This is a genomic window from Actinoplanes sp. NPDC051513 (genome assembly GCF_044454685.1).
Lineage (GTDB): Bacteria > Actinomycetota > Actinomycetes > Mycobacteriales > Micromonosporaceae > Actinoplanes.
This window is the reverse complement of sequence record NZ_JBITDW010000006.1, coordinates 274,817-293,274: the sequence shown is the minus strand read 5'-3', so window position 1 is coordinate 293,274 and position 18,458 is coordinate 274,817. Positions and strand designations below refer to the sequence as shown.

The window sequence follows — 18,458 nt, the reverse complement described above, 5'->3', positions numbered from 1 at the left end:
CACACCGATGGGGCACAATGGCCCGCGCCATGAAGCTGCCTGTCTATGGACCACGTCTGCGCAAGGCCGCGCGCCTTTTCGGCTGGCCGTCGTTGCGCCCGGGCCAGTTCAAACCGATGCGCGCCGTGCTGCGCCGCCGGGACGCGCTGGTCGTGCTGCCCACCGGAGCCGGAAAGTCGGCCATCTACCAGGTCCCGGCCGTCCTGCTGCCCGGACCCACGGTCGTGATCTCCCCGTTGCTCGCGTTGCAGCAGGACCAGATCGCGGCGCTCAACGAGCGGAACGACCCGCGCCTGCGCGCCGTGCGGGTGAGCTCGGCCGAGACCCCCAACCAGCAGAAGGCGGCGCTCGAGGAGATCCGGTCCGGCCGGGCGGAGTTCCTCTTCATCACGCCCGAACAGCTGAGCAACCCCGGCCGCCTCGCCGAGGTGCGCGCGCTGAAGCCCGGGCTGGTCGCCGTCGACGAGGCGCACTGCATCTCGGCGTGGGGGCACGACTTCCGGCCCGACTACCTCGCCCTCGGCGACATGATCAAGGAAATGGGCCGCCCGCCGGTGCTGGCGCTGACGGCCACCGCGTCGCCGCCGGTGCGCGAGGACATCATCGACCGGCTCCGGCTCCGCAAGCCCGAGATCCACGTCTCCGGGCTCGATCGCCCCAACCTGTTCCTCGAGGTCGCGTACTGCCCCGACGAGGACTACCGCTGGCGGCGGCTCACCAAGCTGATCGACTCGGCCGCGCGGCCCGGCATCATCTACGTCGCCACCCGCCGCGCCGCGGAAGAGCTCTCCGCGCGCCTGACCGACGCCGGTTACAGCGCCGCCTTCTACCACGGCGGCATGGCCGGCGGCCCGCGCGAGCAGCGACAGGAAGACTTCGCCGCCGACCAGGTGGACATCATGGTGGCCACGTCCGCGTTCGGGATGGGCATCGACAAGGCGAACATCCGCTGGGTCGCGCACGTGGCGCTGCCCGACTCGCCGGACAGCTACTTCCAGGAGATCGGGCGCTCCGGCCGCGACGGCGAGCCCGCCCACGCCATGCTGCTGTGGCGCACCGAGGACGAGGCCATCCAGCGCTTCTTCACCGGCGGCGCGCCGGACGAGATCGAGCTGCGCTCACTGGCCGGCGCGCTGCGCTCGGGCCCCTCGACCAAGACCGCGTTGAAGGACAAGACCGGCCTCGGACCACGCAAGCTGGGCGCCTACCTGGGCCTGCTCGAGCAGGTCGGCGCCGCCGTGGCCGGCGCCGGCAACAAGATGACGGTTCCGCTGTTCGCACCGCTTCCGGCCGCCGCGGCGACGGCGGCCGTCAAGGAGTACGAGCGGCAGCAGGTGGTCTCCCGTTCCCGGACCGACATGATGCGCGGCTTCGCCGAGACCAGAGCCTGCCGCAGCCAGGTCCTGCTGGCCTACTTCGGCGAGGACATGCCCCGCCGCTGCGGCCACTGCGACAACTGCGTGAACGGCGCGACCTCGGAGCCGTCGTCCGCCGAGCCGTTCGCCGTGCACAGCAAGGTAAGCCACCCGGAATGGGGCACGGGCATGGTGATGGGCTACGAGGAAGACCGCATGACCGTCCTCTTCGACGACGTCGGCTACAAGACGCTGTCCGTCCCGGTCGTTCTGGAGCGCCGGCTGCTCAAGCCGGATAGGGCGAGGTGAGCGTGAACGGCGTGCGGGCGATCTCCAGCGCCGGCGCGGGGAACCGCGGGCCTTCGGTGTAGTAGCGCGCCCGGGTACGGCCGACCGGAACGAGCAGGCCGGCGGTGGCCAGGTCGCGCAGGTCGCGTTGGGCCTGCTGGAGGGTGAGGCCCTCGGCCTGTTCGTACCGTGCGCGCCGGACCCGCCCGACGACGGCAACGTCGTGCAACGCGGATATGACTCGTTCGTCCAACCCGGCGTTGTCGGCGAATGCGGTGAGCAGTCCCCACACGGCGGCGGACTGATCCATCCGATGCTGAACCGCCTGCGCCTGCTGGTGGTAGGCGGTCAAGTTGAACCGGATCCAGCCGGAGACGTCCTGGTCGGGTAGATAGGTGGCGCCGCGTCGCTGGAGTTCCCGGTAGTACTCCCACGTGTTTCCCGGCCGGCCGAGCCACGCTTCGATCGAGGAGAACTCGGGGGCGAGGACTCCTTCGCGGGCGATCAGCAGGGTTTGTAGCGATCGGGACATCCGGCCGTTGCCGTCCGCCCAGGGGTGGATGGAGACCAGATGCAGGTGGGCCATCGCCGCGCGGATCAACGGGTGGGTGCCGTCGTCGGTGTTGAGCCAGTCGACCAGCTCGGCCATCAGCTCGGGGACGCCGGCGGCGTCGGGGGCGGTATAGGCCGCGACCAGCGGGTCGCGGGGGTCGGTGACGTAGACCGGCCCCTTGCGCCATTGCCCGGCCGGCTTGGTTCTTGTATGCCGGTGCCCTTGCAGCATCCAGTGCAGGGCGTTCAGCAGACCTTTGCCGTACTCGAAGTCGGCGACGTCGTGCAACGACTGCACGTAGGTCATCATGCGCTGATAGGCGAGAGTTTCCTCGCGGTTCTCGTCGGACACCTCGACGTCCCGTTCACCGTCCATCAGATCCTGAACGTCCTGAGTGGTGACGCGGAAACCTTCGATGGAGTTCGATGCGGCGACGGCGTCGGCGGTCAGGAACTTGCGCAGCCCGGACGTCCACTTGCCGGGATGAGCCTGGACCTGATGGCGGAGCCGGTCGCGCATCTTTTCAACGTCGGCCAGAACAGGCCGGTCAGCCGAGGTCAACGTCGGGGTCGGAAACAACACCACCTAATGATAGAATGACGCAATCATTGCGTCAAATGATGATCGGCGACTGGTGGGTCAGTCGGGGCCGGTGTAGCCCGTTGTTGACGGCATGTCGTCGTCGGGCTCGGTGCCATGCTCGTTGTCGGTGGGGTCGTTCTGGCCGTCGGTGTCCCACGTGGCCATGGCCTTGCGCAGCTCGCTGAGCGGGAGTTTCTGCTCGTCGCGCCAGACGCCGTCGTCGGTTGGATGGACCATGGCGACAAGCTACCCGTCTCCGGTGGTCGTGTAATGCAAGGACCGGGACCGAACGTGGGTGGGGAGATCGGATGGACGTCGCGGACGCGATCGTGATCGGCGCCGGGCACAACGGGCTGGTCGCCGGGAACCTGCTGGCCGACGCCGGGTGGTCGGTGCTGGTGCTGGAGGCGACGCCGCAGCCGGGCGGCGCCGTGCGGTCCGGATTTGTCACCTCGCCGGGGTACCTGTCAGATCTGTTCAGCTCGTTCTATCCGCTGGGGATCGCTTCGCCGGTGCTGCGCGAGCTCGACCTGGGCATCGAATGGCGGCACGCGCCGGACGTCTTCACCCATCTGCTGCTGGACGGGCGCGCCGCCACCGTCAACCGCGACGTCGAGACCACGATGGCGTCGATGGAGCAGTTCGCCCCGGGCGACGGCGAGCGATAGCGCAGCGCGTACGAGGAGTGGCGATCGATCTCGGCGCCGTTGCTGGACGCGATTCTGCGTCCGTTCCCGCCGGTGACGGCCGGCCTGGGCCTGCTCGCCCGGCTCCGGGGTCGGCGGGGCGCTGCGGCTGGGGCGCCGGCTGATGGTGCCGGCCCGCCGGCTCGGCGCGGAGCTGTTCCGCGGGGAGGGCGCGACGCTGGCGCTGGCCGGCTGCGCGCTGCACACCGACCTGTCGCCGGACGACGCGGGCAGCGGGGTCTACGGCTGGCTTCTCGCGATGCTCGGGCAACAGGTGGGCTGGCCGGTCCCGGCCGGCGGCGCGCAGCGGATCACCGACGCGCTGGTCGCCCGGTTGCAGGCGCGCGGGGGCGAGGTCGTCTACGGACGCGCCCGTCGAGCGTGTGCTGATCGCCGGGAACCGGGCCATGGGGGTCCGCGCCGGCCGCGACTACCGGGCAGGACGGGCAGTTCTCGCCGATGTGCCGGCGCCGGCGCTCTTCCTCGACCTCGTCGGGGAACGCCGGCTGCCGCCGCGCCTGGTGGAAGATCTGTCGCATTTCCGGTGGGACGGCGCGACGGTCAAGGTCGACTGGGCCGTCCGCGGCCGGATCCCCTGGAGCAACCCGGCGGTGGCGGGCAGCGGCACCATCCACTTGAACGCCGATCTGAACGGCCTCACCCGGTACGCCGCGCAGCTCGCCACCGGCGAGATGCCACCGGATCCCTTCCTCCTCCTCGGCCAGATGACCACCGCCGACCCCCTCCGCTCGCCGCCGGGCACCGAGTCGGCGTGGGCCTATACGCACCTGCCGCGGCGGGAGAAGTGGCACGGCGACGAGATCGCGGCCCACGTTGAGAAGATGGAGGCCGCGGTGGAGAGGCAGGCGCCCGGCTTCCGGGAGCTGATCGCCGGCCGGAACGTCTTCTCCCCGGCCGACCTCGAGCGGGAGAACCCGTCTCTGAACGGCGGCGCCCTCGGCGGCGGCACCTCGGCCGCGTACCAGCAGCTCTTCCTGCGCCCGATCCCCGGCCTGGGCCGCGCCGACACCCCCGTCGACCGCCTCTACCGGGCGGGCTCCTCGGCCCACCCCGGCGGCGGCGTGCACGGCGCCCCGGGCGCGAACGCCGCCCGTGCCGCCCTCGCCCGCGAGTCGCCCGTCACAGGAGATCTCTACCGCGCCGCTATCGCCGCAGCTCAGCGGGCTGTCTACCGGTAACGTGACGTGGGTGATGTTTACCGATTCGGGCGTCGGGCACCAACCACCGCGTCACCGTCGCCCGACCGGAGGGACACCGTGCGCATCGCGATGATTTCCGAGCACGCCAGCCCCCTGGGTGACGGCGGGCAGCACACCCATGTCGCCGATCTCTCCGCCGCGCTCGTCGAACTCGGCCACGAGGTGCGCGTCTACACGCGGCGCGACGATCCCACGGTCGCCGAGGAGGTGACCACCCGCGGCGGCATCCGCGTGGTGCATGTGCCGGCCGGCCCCGCTCACGCCGTCCCGCCCGACCTGCTCCTGCCGTACATGGGCGAGTTCGCCCGCTGGCTGGAGCAGCAGTGGCGCGCCGGCTGGGCGCCCGAGGTCGTGCACGCCCACTTCTGGACCAGTGGCCTGGCCGCCGTGACCGCCGCCCGCCAGATGGACATTCCCGTGGTGCAGTCCTTCCACGAGCTCGGCGAGGCCGGGGCGACCAGCGACGGCAAGCCGTCGCGGTCGGGTTACGAGCGGGCGCTGGGTCGCGCGGTCGACCGGGTGGTCGCGCAGTCACAGGACGAAGTGCGCGGTCTCGTACGCATCGGCGTGCCCCGAACGCAGCTCACGGTCGTTCCGGCCGGGGTCGACTCGGAGCGGTTCACGCCCGAAGGACCGGCCGTCGAGCGCGATCCGGACCGGCCGCGCATCCTCTCGGTCGGCCGGCTGGTCGAGCGCAAGGGCTTCGGCGACGTCATCCAGGCCATGCGCTGGGTGCCGACCGCCGAGGTGGTGGTCGTGGGCGGCCCGCCCGCCGACCAGCTGCCCGCCGACCCGGGCGCCCGCAAGCTGCGCGCCCTGGCCGAGCGCTTGCAGGTCGCCGACCGGTTCCGGCTGGTGGGCCGGGTCCCGTCGGCCGACATGCCGCGGTGGTACCGCTCGGCCGACCTCTTCGTGGCCGCGCCCTGGCAGGACGAGCTCGAGCCGTCCGCGCTGGAGGCGATGGCCTGCGGCGTGCCGATCGTGGGAACCGCGGTGGGCGGCCTCAACGACGCCGTGGTGGACGGGCTGACCGGCGATCTCGTGCCGGCCCGCGACCCGCGGGCGCTGGGCGGGGCGCTGCGGCGGCTGGTCAACGACAAGGTGCGCCGGTTCGCGTACGCGACCGCCGCTCTCGACCGCGCGCGGCAGGCCTACTCGTGGCGGCGGGTCGCCGCCCAGGTCGGCTCGGTCTACGCCGCGGTCGCCGGCCTGCGCAAGGGCACCACCAGCGAGGCGATGGCACAGGGTCCGGTGTAGGCCGGGAGTAGTCCGGCATCCACCAACTGGTTGATCGGAAGGCTCGCTCGCCGGTCGATTCGGCACGGTCGGTTTCCCGCGACGCTCTACGTATGCCAGTCATCGAGGTCCAGAATCTGCGGAAGCGCTACGGGGACACGGTCGCGGTGCGGGAGGTCTCGTTCACCGTCGAGCGTGGTGAGATCTTCGGAATCCTCGGCCCGAACGGCGCCGGCAAGACCACCACCGTGGAGTGCGTGTCCGGCCTGCGCGTGCCGGACGACGGCACGATCAGCGTGCTCGGCCGGCCGCCCCGCGACAAGGAGTTGCGCAAGCTTGTCGGTGTGCAGCTGCAGGAGAGCCAGCTGCCCGACAAGATGACCGTCCAGGAGGCGTTGCAGCTCTACGCCTCCTTCTATCCGGCCCCGGCCGATTGGCGGGCGTTGGCGCGCGAGCTCGGGCTTTCCGACAATTTGCGTACGCGTTACGCGAAGCTCTCCGGCGGCCGCAAGCAACGGTTGTCGATCGGGCTCGCCCTGGTCGGCAATCCCGAGATCGCGATCCTCGACGAGCTCACCACCGGCCTCGACCCGCAGGCCCGCCGCGACACCTGGGACCTGATCGAGTCCATCCGGGACACCGGCGTCACGATCGTGCTGGTCACCCACTTCATGGAGGAGGCCGAGCGGCTCTGCGACCGGCTCGCCGTGATCGACCACGGTGAGGTCGTCGCGCTCGACACCCCGGCCGGGCTGGTCAGCGCGATCAGCGCCGAGCAGCGGATCCGCTTCCGGCCGTCGGACCCGCTCGACGACGCGTTGCTGCTGGCCGCGCCGGAGGTCACCTCCGTCGAAAGGCACGGCACGCAGGTCGAGGTGGTCGGCACCGGAAACCTGCTGCACGCGGTCACCTCGGTGCTGGCCGCCCACCAGATCATCGCGAACGACCTGCGGATCGAGCAGGCCAGCCTGGACGAGGCGTTCGTCCGGCTCGTAGGAAAGGACTGACGCCATGTTGGCAAAACTGACCCTCAGCGAGCTGAAGCTTCTTGCCCGCGAGCCGGTGGCGGCGTTCTTCTCGCTGCTCTTCCCGACGGTCCTCGTGGTGATCCTCGGCAGCATCCCCGCGTTCCGGGAGCCGTCGCCCGACCTCGGCGGGTTGCGGGTGGTCGACATCTACGTGGGGATCGCGGTGGCGCTGACGCTGGCGATGCTGGGCCTGCAGGTGACGCCGATGGCGCTCGCGACGTACCGGGAGAAGGGCATCCTGCGGCGGCTCGCCACGACTCCGGCACGGCCGGAACTGCTGCTGGCCGCGCAACTGGCCTCGGCATTGGTGACGGCGATCGTGTCCAGCGCCTTGGCCATCGCCGTGGGGCGCATTGCTTTCGACGTACCCATCGCCGGGAATTTTGTGGGTTTTGTCGTGGCCTTTGTTCTCACGGCTCTGGGTGTCTTTGCGATCGGGTTGTTCATCGCGGCGCTGGCGCCGAACGGGAAGGCCGGCAACTCGATCGGGACGCTGCTGTTCTTCCCGGTGATGTTCTTCGCGGGGCTGTGGGTGCCGCGCGAGGTGATGCCCTCGGTCATTCAGAGGATCGGTGACTTCACGCCGCTGGGCGCCGGGGAGCGGGCGCTGCACGAGGCCATGACGGGTCATTGGCCGGGCCTGCTGTCGGTTAGCGTTCTGGTGGGATATCTCGTCGTGTTCGGGTTCGCGGCGGCGCGACTGTTCCGCTGGTCATAAGGAGCGGGAATGCCAGAAATGTCGGAGGTCGCCCGGCTGGAGACCTCGCAGCGACGGCTCGATCGATGGCTGATGTGGGTGCCCTACGGCGCGCTCGTCTGCTCCTCCGCGATCGTCCCCATCGGTGCGGCCGCCGACCTGCCCACGCTGCCGTACCCGGCCATCGGCGCGATCGTGGTCTTCACGGCCGCCTGGATGCTGTGGTGGACCACGCTGCACCCGCAGTGGGAGCACGACCGCACCCGCATGACGATCTTCTACGCCGTGCTGGTCGGGCTGATCTACCTGCTGGTGTGGGCCAGCCCGCTGTTCGGGTTCTTCGCCTGGACCGGGTACCTCTTCACGGCGTACGCGTTGAAGGGACGTCTCCCCCGGCTGGCCGGCGCTTCCGCGGTGGCCGTGGCGACCGCCGTCTCCCAGGTGGGCGGCTTCCAGACGGTCGCCAACCCGGACGCGTGGGGCTACTTCCTGATCCTGTTGCTGTTCAACGTGGTGATCGCCGGGTCGATGACGCTGCTGACCACGATGACGCACGAGCAGTCGGCCAAGCGCGCCGAGATGATCGGGCAGCTCGCCGAGGCCAACGCCAAGCTCGAGGCGGCGCTGAAGGAGAACGCCGGGCTGCACGCCCAGCTGCTGGTGCAGGCACGGGAGGCGGGAGTGCACGACGAGCGGCAGCGGATGGCCGGGGAGATCCACGACGTGCTGGCGCAGGGGCTGACCGGGATCGTCACGCAGCTGGAGGCGGCCTCGGCGGTGCCTTCGTCGTGGGAGCGGCACGTCACGGCGGCCAAGAAGCTGGCCCGGGAAAGTCTGACGGAGGCGCGGCGGTCGGTGCAGGCGTTGCGGCCGCAGCATCTTGACGCCGCCGCGCTGCCGGACGCGCTGGGCGAGGTCGTGTCGACGTGGTCCTCGCTGCACGACGATGTCGCCGCTTCGCTGATCACCACCGGCACGCCGCGGTCCCTGCTGCCCGAGATCGAGATGACGCTGCTGCGGACCGCTCAGGAGGCGTTGGCCAACGTCGCCCGGCACGCCGCAGCCGCCCGAGTTTTCCTGACTTTGTCGTATATGGAGGACGTAGTCACGTTGGACGTACACGATGACGGCGTCGGGTTCGACGCAACGATTTCTCCCGAAATTTCGTCTTATGGGCTGACGGCGATGCGTGACCGGGTGCTGCGGGTCGCCGGGACCCTCGAGGTCGAGTCGGAGCCCGGCGCCGGCACGGCGGTGTCGGCGTGCGTGCCGGCCCTGGGGGTAGCGGCATGATCGGGCTGCTCATCGTGGACGATCACCCCGTCGTGCGGGACGGGCTTCGCGGAATGTTCGCCGGGGACGACCGTTTCCAAGTGCTCGGCGAGGCGGGGAACGGGCGCGAGGCGCTGGCGGTGGCCCGGTCGGTGTCGCCCGACGTGGTGCTGATGGACCTGCGCATGCCCGAGATGGACGGCGTCACCACGATCAAGGAGCTGCGCTCGCAGGGCTGCGCGGCTCGGGTGCTGGTGCTGACCACGTACGACACCGACCGCGACGTCCTGCCCGCGATCAAGGCCGGGGCCACCGGCTACCTGCTCAAGGACACGCCACGCGAGGAGCTGTTCCGGGCGGTCACCGCGGCGCATCGCGGGGAGTCGGTGCTGTCGCCGGTCGTGGCCGGCCGTCTCATGGGAAGCCTGCGCTCGCCGGCGAAGGAGCCGCTGTCCGCCCGCGAGATCGAAGTGCTCACCCTCATCGCGCGCGGAAACAGCAACCGGGAGGCGGCCTCACTGCTTTTCATCAGCGAGGCGACGGTCAAGACACACCTGCTTCACGCGTACGCCAAATTGGGCGTTCGCGACCGGGCGGCGGCCGTTGCCGCGGCCTTCGAGCAGGGTCTGATGAGCCGCGATTGAGGCCGGCGTCATACCCAGGTGGTAGACCGCTGTACGACGCTGGTCCGACGCGCACCCTCATCAATTCCGCGAGGATCGAGCTCATGGCCATCGAATCCAGCCCCGTCTCCGCCCTTCGAGCGCTCGCGATCGGCCCACCAACTCCCGGCGTGCCGGTGCCCGGCCCACCCGATCCGCCGGCGCAATCGCCTGCCGCCGGCGGGCGGCCTGTTGCCGGCGGCGCGCGGCCCATCGAGCGCGCCGGCTATCTGATCGGGTCGGTGCTGCTGGCCAGCGGCCTCTTCCACGCCGCCGTCCTGATCACCTCGGGCGGCACCTGGGAGGGCCCGGTCTCCTGGCGCAAGCCCATGACGTTCGGTCTCTCCTTCGGCCTGACCCTGATCACGATCGCCTGGGTGACATCTCTGGTCCCGCTGCGCGACCGCACCCGCAACCTGCTGCTGGGCGTCTTCGCCACGGCCTCCGTCGTCGAGGTTCTGCTGATCACCATGCAGGCCTGGCGCCGGGTCCCCTCGCACTTCAACATGGAGACCCCCTTCGACACCGCGGTCTCCCGCGTCCTGGCCGCCGGCGGCGGCGTCATCATCGTCGTCGTGGTCGCCCTGACCATCGCGACCTGGCGCCCTCTTCCGGCGGTTGCCCCGTCCATGCGCCTGGCCCTGCGCGCCGGCTTCCTGGCTCTCGACACGGCCCTGCTGATCGGCGCCATCATGGTCGTCACCGCCGTCCTCGACGTCGCCCGCGGCGACCAGCTGGCGGCCTACGCCGTCGGCGCCCAGTGGAAACCGGCTCACTTCGTCCCCATGCACGGGGTCCTGGCGCTGCCGCTGCTGGCGTGGCTGCTGGCGCGCACCCCGCTGCCGGAACGATCCCGCGTCAAGACGGTCGCCTTGGCCACGGCCGGTTACGGCGTGCTCTGCCTGCTGTCGGTCGTCGAGTCGGCCGCTTCGATCAACCCGCTACAGGCCCCGTTGATCGCCGACACCATCGCGGCCCTGGCCATCGCGGCGATAGTGGCGGCGGGCGCCCGCGCCCTGGCCTTGCTGCGAAGCACCCCGATGCCCGACGGCCCCAACCACCTCAGCCACGTCTGACCGCTCCCGCTCCGGCGCGGGGCGGCCCGCCAGATCTGACCACTCCCGCCCCGGCAGAGGCGCTGGCCAGCCACGTCTGACCGGCTCCCGCCGCGGCGTGAGCCGGTCGGCCACGTCTGACCGCTCCACCCAAGCGCGTCGGCCAATGCCGGCTGGCGTACCGGGACGAGGTGTGCTGGCCAGTGCCGGCCAGCCTGCCGGGACGAGCGTGCCGGGACCGGCGTGCCGGGACGGGCGTGCCGGGATGGGCGTGCCGGGACGGGCGTGCTCTTGGGCGGCGGTCAGCTCGGGCCGGGGGCGACGGCGGCCGGGGCGGGCGGAGGGGCGACGACTGCCGGAATGGCGGGCGAGCGGGCGGCCGCCCACTGGGCGACGGCCACGAACCAGCCGAGCAGCAGCAACCACAGGTAGGGGTCGACCAGCTCGATGCGGCTGTTGGCGAGCCGGTCCGCCGGGGTCAGGGCATGCGGCACGAGGCTCGGGATGAGCTCGGCCGGGCCGACGGAAGACAGGATCACGACCGCGTTGAAGATCAGCAGTGCGCCGGTCGTTCCGGCGATCAGGGCGGCGCGCAGGGCCGCCTTCGGGTCACGACGCGGCGCCAGAAGGACCGCGACGGCCATGCCCGCGGCCACCAGGGCGGCCGCCAGATTGGGGCCGGGCGGGATCGGCGGGGCCAGCAGCACCACCACCCCCCACGCGGCGGCCGCGATCACGCCGCCGGCCAGTCCGAGCAGCAGCGATCGGGAGGTGGCCGCGGCTCGGCGGCTGGTCGTCGCGAGCGTCGCGGCGAGATAGCCGGCCAGCACCACGGACAGGACGGGCACGCCGGTCAGGTCGTTGTTGTCCTTGTGGGCGATCGAAAGGTCCAGTTCCACGGCCAGGACTCCGACCAGCAAGTACCCGCAGGCGCGGGTGAACCGCGCCGCCCTGGTCCGGCCGACCGGGCCGAGCGGTCCGACGACACCCAGCTCGGCAACGACAGCCAGGACGGCGGCGAACGCGACGACACCCCAGCGTCGGGGCGCCCAATCGATGCTCGCGCTCCAGAGCACCACGCCGGCCACGATGACGGCCGGCAGCAGCGCATAGCCGACGCGGCGCCACACCGCCGGCCGAGTGCCGACCGCCGCGGCACACCCGGCCGCGAACCGGTGGCGCTCGTCCGGCTCGGTCAGCGCGCCGAGCTCGGCCTGCATGGCCGTGCCCCACTCACGCTGATCCGCCGGCAGCACCCGCACCGCGACCGACAGCAGCCGCGCGGCCGTGTCTCGCCGATCCGCGCCGTCCCGCCCCGTCGACCGCAGCAAGCCGGGCCGTTCCCCCGCCGGCGTGGACCGTTCCCCCGCCGGCGTTGGCCCTTCCCTCAGCGCAGCGGGCCGTGCCGGCGGCGGTGTGGGTCGTGCTGGCGGCGTTGGCCCTTCCCCCAGCGCAGCGGGCCGTGCCGTCGGCGGTGTGGGTCGTACTGTCGGCGGCGGCGTGCCGGGCCGCGGCTTGCGCGGTGATTCGGTCACCACGCACCCCCGAACTCCGCGGGGCGCAGCACGCCGGGCCGGCGAGCCGGCGGGCGGGTGTGTGTGGTCGGCGGCTGCTCGGCCGCTGCGGGGACGGCCTCGGCCGCCAGCTCGTGGCCGGCCTCGGTCAGGCGATAGAGGTGGCGGGGCGGGCGGCCGGCCGGCGGCTCGCTCTCCCAGGTGGATTCCAACAGGCCGCGATCGGTCAGCCGCATCAGGATCGGGTAGAGCGAGCCGGCCCGCAGGCCGACCTGCTGGCCGAGCTCGTAGCCGTATCGCCAGGTCGACGGCTCGTCGGCCAGCGCGTGGAGGACCGCAGCGGTCTGCGGTGAAGGTCGCCTTATCCGGGTCACGGGGCGTAACTCTATATAGGTAGAGTTAATCGCGCTAGTCCTTTGCGCGGGGCTCTCCGCGGTAGGTGCCGAACGACCAGAGGTTGCCCTCGGGGTCGCGGGCGGCGAACTCGTGCGAACCGTACTCGGTGTCCTGCGGGGGCCGGATGATCTCGGCGCCGGCTTTGGCCGCGCGGGCGTGAAGGGCGTCGATGTCGTCGGCCACCACGTACGCGCCGAACGTGCCGGGCGGCAGGGACCACTGGTCGTCGGGGCCGCGGTTCGCCGAGCCCAGCATGATGCCGCCGCCCAGGGGCCAGCTCAGCTGGGCGTGGTCCACCCGGCCGCCCTCGCCGTAGACGACGGTCTCCTCGAAGCCGAACGCTTCCACCAGGAACTTGATGAGGGCGCGGGCGTCGTTCGCGCGCAGCGTGGGCCACACCTGCGGTGGCGGGGTCTTCGCATCGGTCATGGCTCGATCCTCACCCCGGGCCGCGGGCGAGGGCTTGGACAAAACCGAACTACGTGACGCGCAGGCCCTCGATGAGATCGTGTTCGTCGGCCAGCCAGGTGGACGGCGCGCAGCCGGCGAAGGCGTGGAACTCGCGGACCAGGTGGGACTGGTCGGCGAAGCCGTGCGCGGCGGCCACGTCGGCCAGGCGGGTGGCGGTGCTCAGCGCGCGGCGGGCGCGGTCGAAGCGGGCGACCCGGGCGGCCTCCTTCGGGCGCAGGCCCACCTCGGCCCGGAACCGGTCGGTGAGATAGCGGGCGCTCCAGCCGACCTCGGCGGCGACGGCCGCCACGGGGACGGGCTCACCCAGCAGGAGACGACGGCAGGCGTACGCGATCTCGGGCGCCACGCCGGGGAGATCGTCGCGTAAGCGGCGCAGCAAGGCCTCGTCGATCACGGCGAAGCGGGACGGCCAGTCGGGCGCAGCGCGCAGCCGATCGCGGATCTCGTCGACCAGCAGATCGCCGAGCACGTCGGCGGCCTCCAGATCGGCCCCGGCCAGCTCGGCGGCGGGCAGGCCGAACAGCGCCCGGCAGCCCAGTGGGCTCAGCGCCACCTGGACTCCGGACTGGCGGCCGGGATGAACGATCACCGCGGGGGTGAGGTGCAGGCCGCCGATCAGGGCGTCGTAACGCCCCGGGCGCTGGCGCGGATCGGGATGGGCCGCGATTTCCAGCGGGTCGTCGATCGTGAAGATCAGCGTCAGGTACGGCGACGGCAGCCCGCGGTGCACGCCCGGCGCCACCCCGGACTGGCGGTAACCGGAGTAGGAGCCGACGAACGGGCGCAGACCGGCCGACGGCCGTGCCTGCAGGTATTCGTCGACGCCCACCCCACCAGCATCGCACCCGTCAGTCGGCCAGGGCCTTGGCCAGGTCGTCGCGGAACTCGCGCTCGGTGTCGGTCACCTGCTCCCCGCCGATGCCCAGGACGCCGCCGGTGGAGGCCGCGCCGACGACGCTCTCGGCGATCTCGACGAGCCAGTGCTTGTAGGTCTCGGCGTCGGCCTGGTCGGCCTTCGCCGTCAGCAGCGCGTTGGCCTGCGCCGCACGATCGAGCACGTCCTCGACGTACGCGATGGGGTCGTTCGGCTCGATGACCGGGACCTCCTCGCCCAGCTCGGGATCGCCCACCTCGGAGAGCAGCCCGGCGGCGACCGCGGCGACCAGGGGGCTGGCGGACACCCGGGCGTCGGAGATCACGTCACGGCCGGCCTCGTTCTCGGCCCGGGTCTTGCGGGCGCTGTCGGGAGTAGCGGCGCTCGCCGCCGTCAGCACCGACTGCGGCAGGCCGACCAGCAGCCCCCACTCGGCGTCGGTGAAGCCCAGCTTCGTGTAGAGCGGTTCGTCCGTCACGACATCGTCCTCACATCTCGGCACATCGGCAGCAACGTCCTTCTTCTACCCCGGCCATCGCCGGAGATCACCGACCTGCGGCAGCGAGACGCAACGTATCAGGACGACGGGCGCCAGGCGGCTACGACGTCGTCGACTTAGGTAGGCGCCATCTAGGTAGATAGTGGTCGGGAGTCGCGGGTGATGAACGGCAGGCCGTGGGTCATGAAACCGGAGCCGGGGGACCTTCCGGCGTCGGGCGCGGGCAGCGGTCGTCGGGGTCGATGGCGCGCATGATGCGGCGGCCTATCTCCTTCAGATTGCGCTGCTGGGGTTTGGTCAGGGGATCGAAGACGAACTGGCGTACGACCTCCACGTGGCCGGGCGCGGAGGCGACGACCTTGGACCAGCCGTCCTCCGTCAGGATCGCGAGGGTGTAGCGGCCGTCGGTGGGGTCGGGGGCGCGGCGCACCCAGCCGCGCTTCTCGAGGCGGGTGACCACCTGGGAGAGGCGGGGCAGCGAGCCCTCGGCCGCCGCGGCCAGGTCGCTCATGCGCATGGTGCGGCCGGGGGCCATGGACAGGCCGGAGAGCACCAGGTATTCGAAGTGTGTGAGGCCGGCGTCGCGCTGGAGCTGGGCGTCGAGGGCGCCGGGCAGGCGCATCAGGACGGCGGCCAGCGACATCCAGGCCTCCTGCTCGTCGTCGTCGAGCCAGCGGGGCTCTTCCGGCCGGCGGCGCTCGGTATCGGTCTCCACAACGCCACAATAGCTTAACGCTTGAACCGGCGATCACTTGCGACGTGAAGTCATGACGCGTACGGTTCGCTTCGCTCATCAACCCCCTCGCGGCCGTGGAGGCCCCCGTGAACGTCGTTTTGTGGATCATCGCGAGCCTGCTCGCCGTCGCGTTCGCGGCCAGCGGTCTGATGAAGGTGCTGCTCCCGAAGGAGCGGCTCAAGGCCCAGGGCATGGGCTGGGTCGACGACTGGGACGGACGCGCGGTCAAGGTGATCGGGGTGCTCGAGGTGCTGGCCGCGGTCGGGCTGATCCTTCCGGCGGCGCTCGACATCGCGCCGGTCCTCGTGCCGCTCGCCGCCACCGGGCTGGCGATCATCATGGTCGGCGCGATCGTGGTGCACGCACGCCGCAAGGAGTACCCGGTGGCGATCGCCAACGTGGTTCTGCTGATCCTCACCGTGGTGGTCGCGTGGGGGCGGTTCGGGCCCTACTCCTTCTGACGGACGGTCAGGGTCCCGATTGTCGAGCGCGCCGTCATCGCGTACCGGTCAGGGGTTTCGACCCACCCGGGCGTCTGCACGACGGCGCCCTCGTCGATCGCCTGGCCGGACGCCCACGGAAGCTCGGCGAAGCCGGCGCCCTGATCGAGCTCGAGGCGCAGCGGCGCCGCGCTGAGGACGACGCTGCCGACGGCGCCGGCGAGGGTGACCGGCACGGTGCCGGCCGGTGGCGGCAGGCGCAACTCCAGCAGGCCGGACGCGCCCAGATCGAGCCGGGAGATCCGGCCGCGGCGCAGGTCCAGCTGCTGTTCGCCGGCGCCTGCGGGCAGGCTGATCGCCCAGCGGACGTCCCGGTTGAGCACGATGCGGACCTCGTCGGGGCCATCGGCGCCGTTCGGCCGCAAGGTGGCCCGGACATGGCCGTTCTCGCTGGTCACGTGGGGGGTGAGGCCAGCGCCGGCGGGGGTGGTGATGCGGTAGAGGAGGCCGGGGAGGGACGCCGTGATCACCTCGACCCGGGAAGCCGCGTCCTCGACCGTCAGGTAGGCGCCGGTACGACCGAGAAGGGCCCCCACGGCCACGTGCCGCTCAGGCGCGGGGCTTGACCGGGACTCCTCGCGCGGCGCGCACCCCGCCACCGCGCTGACCAGCGACAACGCGAGGAACGCGCGAAGTGTTGAGCCACGTGGACGCAATCCGGGGGGCACTATCGGACAACGGAGAATCGGCCGAACGGGTGACGGCGATCCCGTGTGATCGCGACAAACTGGCCGAATGCGATCTGCCGGTTTCCTGTCCGAACGCCACCGTCGGTACGCCTGGGTCGGTTTCTTGCTGGCCGCCATACAGGCGCCCGTGGCCGCCAAGGTCGTCGACGACGCGTCCTGGCTGTTCGCCGTCGTCGTGGCGTTGTGCGTGGCCACCGTGATCCTGGCCGACGACGCGCAACGCCGCCGGCCGGAGCCGGTCGAATAGGGGGGCTGGGTTCAACCGACCTGCACCTGTCCGGGAAACCGTTCCCTACCCGTGGCTCCGTAACTTTCTTCCCATGAATGGCCTGTTCAGCGGCGCCGCCGCCCGTGCTGCCCTCCGTTCCGCCTACGCCTGCCTCGCCGAGTTGCACGACACGGTGGGCGTCAGCGGTCTCGACGCCGCCGACGCCGGCCCCGGCCTGATGGCCGTCGTCGACCAGCACACCGCCGGCATCCGCGACAGCCTGTCCGCGGACGTCCGCCCGCTCACCGCGGTGCTGCTCGCCGCGTACGCCGAGGGCGTGCGCGACGCCGCCTTCACCCACGGCTGGCGGCCGCCGGTCGGGCCGTTCGACTGGTCGGAGAACGACTGGGTCATGCGCCGGCTGCTGGCCGTGTGCGTGCTCGCCCGCACGCTGCCCGACCCCAGCTGAGCCACGGCACCACCGCGGGGCCGTCGCCGAGTCGAGAACTCGGTGGCGGCCCTTCCTACTTTCCGGGTCCGCGGCGCTTGTCGGCGGCGACGTCCTGGGTCGGGTCGTCGTCCGCGGGGATCACCTGGGTCTCGTCGGGGCCGATCACCACGGTGCTGTCGGAGCCGGGGTTGATGATCGTGGTGTCGGCGGTGTCCGAGGTGATGATCGTGGTGGCGTCGGGGTCGGGTTCGAAGCCGGGGATGAAGTCGGGGCGGTGCTCGGGCGGTTCCAGGTCGAAGGCGCTGTCGGTGACCCGGCGGCCGCGCGCGGTCGGGATCACCTGGGTGTCGTCCGGCGGCGGCCCGCCGGCGGCCCGCCGGTCGGCCTCGGCCTTCGCCTCCTCGACGAGCTTCTGGTCGGCGGCGCGGGCGGCGGCGGCCTGCCGCTCGGCCTCGGCGGCGGCAACGGCGGCCTGCCGGGCCTCCTCGGCCTGGCGCGTTTCGTCGGCTTTCCGGGCCTCCTCGGCCTCTTTCGCGCGCCGAGCCACTTCCGCTTCGCGCGCGAGCCGGGCCTCCTCGGCCAGCCGGGCCTCCTCCGCCAGCCGGGCCTCCTCGGCCTCCTTGGCCAGACGGGCCTCCTCAGCCTCCTTGGCGAGACGGGCCTCCTCCGCCAGCCGCGCTTCCTCGGCCCGTCGCGCTTCCGCGGCGCGCCGCTCGTCCGCGTACGCCTTCGCGTGCTCCCGAATGACGGTGGACTCGGTCGAGGCGCGGTCCAGCCACCCCTCCCACCGCTGCTGCATGGGCCGGATGAGCCCGCCTCCCACCCCCACGATCACCACACCGGCGACGGTCGCCAGCACCGCGATCAGCAGCGGTCGGGTGACCGAGGTGGCGATCTGCACCTGATCGAGCGCCGCGATGACGCCCAGCGCCACGATCACGATCGCCACGGCGCGGGCCAGCACCCGCCCGTACCCGAGCCCGCCGAGCGCGCTGACGATCAGATCGTGGACGGCCCCGGCGATGGCGGCGGCCACCACCACGATCACGATCGCGACGAATGCCCGCGGCAGCCACGAGATCAGCGCCGTGAGTAGATCGCTGACCGGGTTGGGTCCCCAGATCCCGAACGCCAGCTGCAACGCGAACAGCAGCACCGCATAAAAGACAATCTTCGCGCAAAGGTCGGCAGCGCTGACGTTCCGCAGCGCCCTTCCCACCGCCCCGCGCGACACGGCCCGGTCGAACCCCGTACGTCCCAGCCCCTTGGCCACCAGCGTCCGCAGCAGCCGGGCCACGAAGTACCCGACGACCAGGATCACAATGAACGCCAGCGCCGCGGGCAGGAACAACAGCACCGACCGCCACATGTCGCTGAGCCCCTGGCCTATCCCGTTCCCGGTCATCGCCACTCCTTGCTGTCCGCTCGGCCATTGCGACCATAAGACGGAACGAGCCGGGCCGCTCGGCCAGTGCTGTCAACAACA

At 71.6% G+C, this 18,458-nt stretch carries 20 protein-coding genes and 1 pseudogene; 11 read left to right on the top strand and 10 right to left on the bottom strand.

Annotated elements, in window-relative coordinates; all coding sequences use genetic code 11:
• The first annotated feature begins 29 nt into the window (after positions 1 to 29).
• Positions 30 to 1,664, top strand: coding sequence for a RecQ family ATP-dependent DNA helicase (locus ACIA5D_RS21820; RefSeq protein WP_396031971.1), 1,635 nt, complete (start codon positions 30 to 32; stop codon positions 1,662 to 1,664).
• Here the strand turns inward: ACIA5D_RS21820 and ACIA5D_RS21815 are convergent.
• Together ACIA5D_RS21815 and ACIA5D_RS21810 are read right to left on the bottom strand one after the other, a co-directional pair.
• Positions 1,642 to 2,715 (bottom strand): Fic family protein, encoded by a 1,074-nt coding sequence (locus ACIA5D_RS21815; protein WP_396031970.1) that lies wholly within the window; start codon positions 2,713 to 2,715, stop codon positions 1,642 to 1,644. The two genes, ACIA5D_RS21820 and ACIA5D_RS21815, sit on opposite strands and share 23 nt — an antisense overlap.
• 120 nt (positions 2,716 to 2,835) lie before the next feature.
• Positions 2,836 to 3,015, bottom strand: a complete 180-nt coding sequence (locus ACIA5D_RS21810; RefSeq protein ID WP_396031969.1) for a hypothetical protein — start codon at positions 3,013 to 3,015, stop codon at positions 2,836 to 2,838.
• Between the two features lie 71 nt (positions 3,016 to 3,086).
• On the opposite strand from ACIA5D_RS21810, the pseudogene ACIA5D_RS21805 reads away from it, so the two are divergent.
• The 7 genes and pseudogenes from ACIA5D_RS21805 (at position 3,087) to ACIA5D_RS21775 (ending at position 10,655) form a co-directional block, all read left to right on the top strand.
• Positions 3,087 to 4,663: pseudogene (locus ACIA5D_RS21805) on the top strand (phytoene desaturase family protein).
• Between the two features lie 78 nt (positions 4,664 to 4,741).
• Positions 4,742 to 5,941: a glycosyltransferase gene (locus ACIA5D_RS21800; RefSeq protein WP_396031968.1), complete on the top strand. Its 1,200-nt coding sequence runs from the start codon at positions 4,742 to 4,744 to the stop codon at positions 5,939 to 5,941.
• A gap of 92 nt (positions 5,942 to 6,033) precedes the next feature.
• A complete protein-coding gene (locus ACIA5D_RS21795) occupies positions 6,034 to 6,927 on the top strand; it encodes an ABC transporter ATP-binding protein (protein ID WP_396031967.1) in 894 nt (297 codons plus the stop codon).
• A 4-nt stretch (positions 6,928 to 6,931) separates the two neighbouring features.
• Positions 6,932 to 7,666 carry an ABC transporter permease gene (locus ACIA5D_RS21790; RefSeq protein WP_396031966.1) on the top strand — a complete coding sequence of 245 codons (735 nt, stop codon included), beginning with the start codon at positions 6,932 to 6,934 and terminating at the stop codon, positions 7,664 to 7,666.
• 9 nt (positions 7,667 to 7,675) lie between these two features.
• Positions 7,676 to 8,938, top strand: coding sequence for a sensor histidine kinase (locus tag ACIA5D_RS21785; RefSeq protein WP_396031965.1), 1,263 nt, complete (start codon positions 7,676 to 7,678; stop codon positions 8,936 to 8,938).
• The gene (locus ACIA5D_RS21780; protein WP_396031964.1) at positions 8,935 to 9,561 is read left to right on the top strand and encodes a response regulator; all 627 of its coding nucleotides are present in this window, start codon (positions 8,935 to 8,937) and stop codon (positions 9,559 to 9,561) included. The genes ACIA5D_RS21785 and ACIA5D_RS21780 overlap by 4 nt, the downstream gene beginning before the upstream one ends.
• Before the next feature lie 83 nt (positions 9,562 to 9,644).
• Complete coding sequence (locus ACIA5D_RS21775) at positions 9,645 to 10,655, top strand: hypothetical protein (protein ID WP_396031963.1); 1,011 nt, start codon at positions 9,645 to 9,647, stop codon at positions 10,653 to 10,655.
• Positions 10,656 to 10,936: 281 nt separating this feature from the next.
• Here the strand turns inward: ACIA5D_RS21775 and ACIA5D_RS21770 are convergent, their stop codons facing one another.
• From ACIA5D_RS21770 to ACIA5D_RS21745, 6 genes are all read right to left on the bottom strand, one after another.
• Entirely contained in the window at positions 10,937 to 11,965 is a 1,029-nt protein-coding gene (locus ACIA5D_RS21770; protein ID WP_396031962.1) for a hypothetical protein, read from the bottom strand.
• A 200-nt stretch (positions 11,966 to 12,165) separates the two neighbouring features.
• Positions 12,166 to 12,522, bottom strand: a complete 357-nt coding sequence (locus tag ACIA5D_RS21765; protein ID WP_396031961.1) for a PadR family transcriptional regulator — start codon at positions 12,520 to 12,522, stop codon at positions 12,166 to 12,168.
• Positions 12,523 to 12,556: 34 nt separating this feature from the next.
• The gene (locus ACIA5D_RS21760; protein WP_396031960.1) at positions 12,557 to 12,973 is read right to left on the bottom strand and encodes a VOC family protein; all 417 of its coding nucleotides are present in this window, start codon (positions 12,971 to 12,973) and stop codon (positions 12,557 to 12,559) included.
• Positions 12,974 to 13,022: 49 nt separating this feature from the next.
• Positions 13,023 to 13,844 (bottom strand): helix-turn-helix domain-containing protein, encoded by an 822-nt coding sequence (locus ACIA5D_RS21755; RefSeq protein ID WP_396031959.1) that lies wholly within the window; start codon positions 13,842 to 13,844, stop codon positions 13,023 to 13,025.
• A 19-nt stretch (positions 13,845 to 13,863) separates the two neighbouring features.
• Positions 13,864 to 14,367 (bottom strand): hypothetical protein, encoded by a 504-nt coding sequence (locus ACIA5D_RS21750; protein ID WP_396031958.1) that lies wholly within the window; start codon positions 14,365 to 14,367, stop codon positions 13,864 to 13,866.
• A 202-nt stretch (positions 14,368 to 14,569) separates the two neighbouring features.
• Entirely contained in the window at positions 14,570 to 15,031 is a 462-nt protein-coding gene (locus ACIA5D_RS21745; protein WP_396032192.1) for a MarR family winged helix-turn-helix transcriptional regulator, read from the bottom strand.
• A 179-nt stretch (positions 15,032 to 15,210) separates the two neighbouring features.
• On the opposite strand from ACIA5D_RS21745, the gene ACIA5D_RS21740 reads away from it, so the two are divergent.
• Positions 15,211 to 15,585, top strand: coding sequence for a DoxX family protein (locus tag ACIA5D_RS21740; RefSeq protein ID WP_396031957.1), 375 nt, complete (start codon positions 15,211 to 15,213; stop codon positions 15,583 to 15,585).
• Here ACIA5D_RS21740 and ACIA5D_RS21735 read toward each other — a convergent pair.
• Positions 15,573 to 16,166 (bottom strand): hypothetical protein, encoded by a 594-nt coding sequence (locus ACIA5D_RS21735; RefSeq protein ID WP_396031956.1) that lies wholly within the window; start codon positions 16,164 to 16,166, stop codon positions 15,573 to 15,575. The two genes, ACIA5D_RS21740 and ACIA5D_RS21735, sit on opposite strands and share 13 nt — an antisense overlap.
• Before the next feature lie 193 nt (positions 16,167 to 16,359).
• Between ACIA5D_RS21735 and ACIA5D_RS21730 the strand changes: the two genes are divergently transcribed.
• Positions 16,360 to 16,560: a hypothetical protein gene (locus tag ACIA5D_RS21730; RefSeq protein ID WP_396031955.1), complete on the top strand. Its 201-nt coding sequence runs from the start codon at positions 16,360 to 16,362 to the stop codon at positions 16,558 to 16,560.
• 73 nt (positions 16,561 to 16,633) lie between these two features.
• Positions 16,634 to 16,990 carry a DUF6401 family natural product biosynthesis protein gene (locus ACIA5D_RS21725; protein ID WP_396031954.1) on the top strand — a complete coding sequence of 119 codons (357 nt, stop codon included), beginning with the start codon at positions 16,634 to 16,636 and terminating at the stop codon, positions 16,988 to 16,990.
• A 55-nt stretch (positions 16,991 to 17,045) separates the two neighbouring features.
• On the opposite strand, the gene ACIA5D_RS21720 is transcribed toward ACIA5D_RS21725, so the two are convergent.
• Positions 17,046 to 18,377: a hypothetical protein gene (locus ACIA5D_RS21720; protein ID WP_396031953.1), complete on the bottom strand. Its 1,332-nt coding sequence runs from the start codon at positions 18,375 to 18,377 to the stop codon at positions 17,046 to 17,048.
• Between the last annotated feature and the right edge of the window lie 81 nt (positions 18,378 to 18,458).

Excerpts from the sequence above, each read along its gene's own strand:
- ACIA5D_RS21780 (WP_396031964.1), top strand. The coding sequence starts at position 8,935 with ATGATCGGGCTGCTCATCGTGGACGATCACCCCGTCGTGCGGGACGGG.
- ACIA5D_RS21730 (WP_396031955.1), top strand. The coding sequence starts at position 16,360 with ATGCGATCTGCCGGTTTCCTGTCCGAACGCCACCGTCGGTACGCCTGG.
- ACIA5D_RS21725 (WP_396031954.1), top strand. The coding sequence starts at position 16,634 with ATGAATGGCCTGTTCAGCGGCGCCGCCGCCCGTGCTGCCCTCCGTTCC.
- ACIA5D_RS21815 (WP_396031970.1), bottom strand. The coding sequence starts at position 2,715 with ATGCGCGACCGGCTCCGCCATCAGGTCCAGGCTCATCCCGGCAAGTGG.
- ACIA5D_RS21820 (WP_396031971.1), top strand. The coding sequence starts at position 30 with ATGAAGCTGCCTGTCTATGGACCACGTCTGCGCAAGGCCGCGCGCCTT.
- ACIA5D_RS21720 (WP_396031953.1), bottom strand. The coding sequence starts at position 18,377 with ATGACCGGGAACGGGATAGGCCAGGGGCTCAGCGACATGTGGCGGTCG.
- ACIA5D_RS21795 (WP_396031967.1), top strand. The coding sequence starts at position 6,034 with ATGCCAGTCATCGAGGTCCAGAATCTGCGGAAGCGCTACGGGGACACG.
- ACIA5D_RS21790 (WP_396031966.1), top strand. The coding sequence starts at position 6,932 with ATGTTGGCAAAACTGACCCTCAGCGAGCTGAAGCTTCTTGCCCGCGAG.
- ACIA5D_RS21810 (WP_396031969.1), bottom strand. The coding sequence starts at position 3,015 with ATGGTCCATCCAACCGACGACGGCGTCTGGCGCGACGAGCAGAAACTC.
- ACIA5D_RS21775 (WP_396031963.1), top strand. The coding sequence starts at position 9,645 with ATGGCCATCGAATCCAGCCCCGTCTCCGCCCTTCGAGCGCTCGCGATC.
- ACIA5D_RS21760 (WP_396031960.1), bottom strand. The coding sequence starts at position 12,973 with ATGACCGATGCGAAGACCCCGCCACCGCAGGTGTGGCCCACGCTGCGC.
- ACIA5D_RS21745 (WP_396032192.1), bottom strand. The coding sequence starts at position 15,031 with ATGTCGCTGGCCGCCGTCCTGATGCGCCTGCCCGGCGCCCTCGACGCC.
- ACIA5D_RS21785 (WP_396031965.1), top strand. The coding sequence starts at position 7,676 with ATGCCAGAAATGTCGGAGGTCGCCCGGCTGGAGACCTCGCAGCGACGG.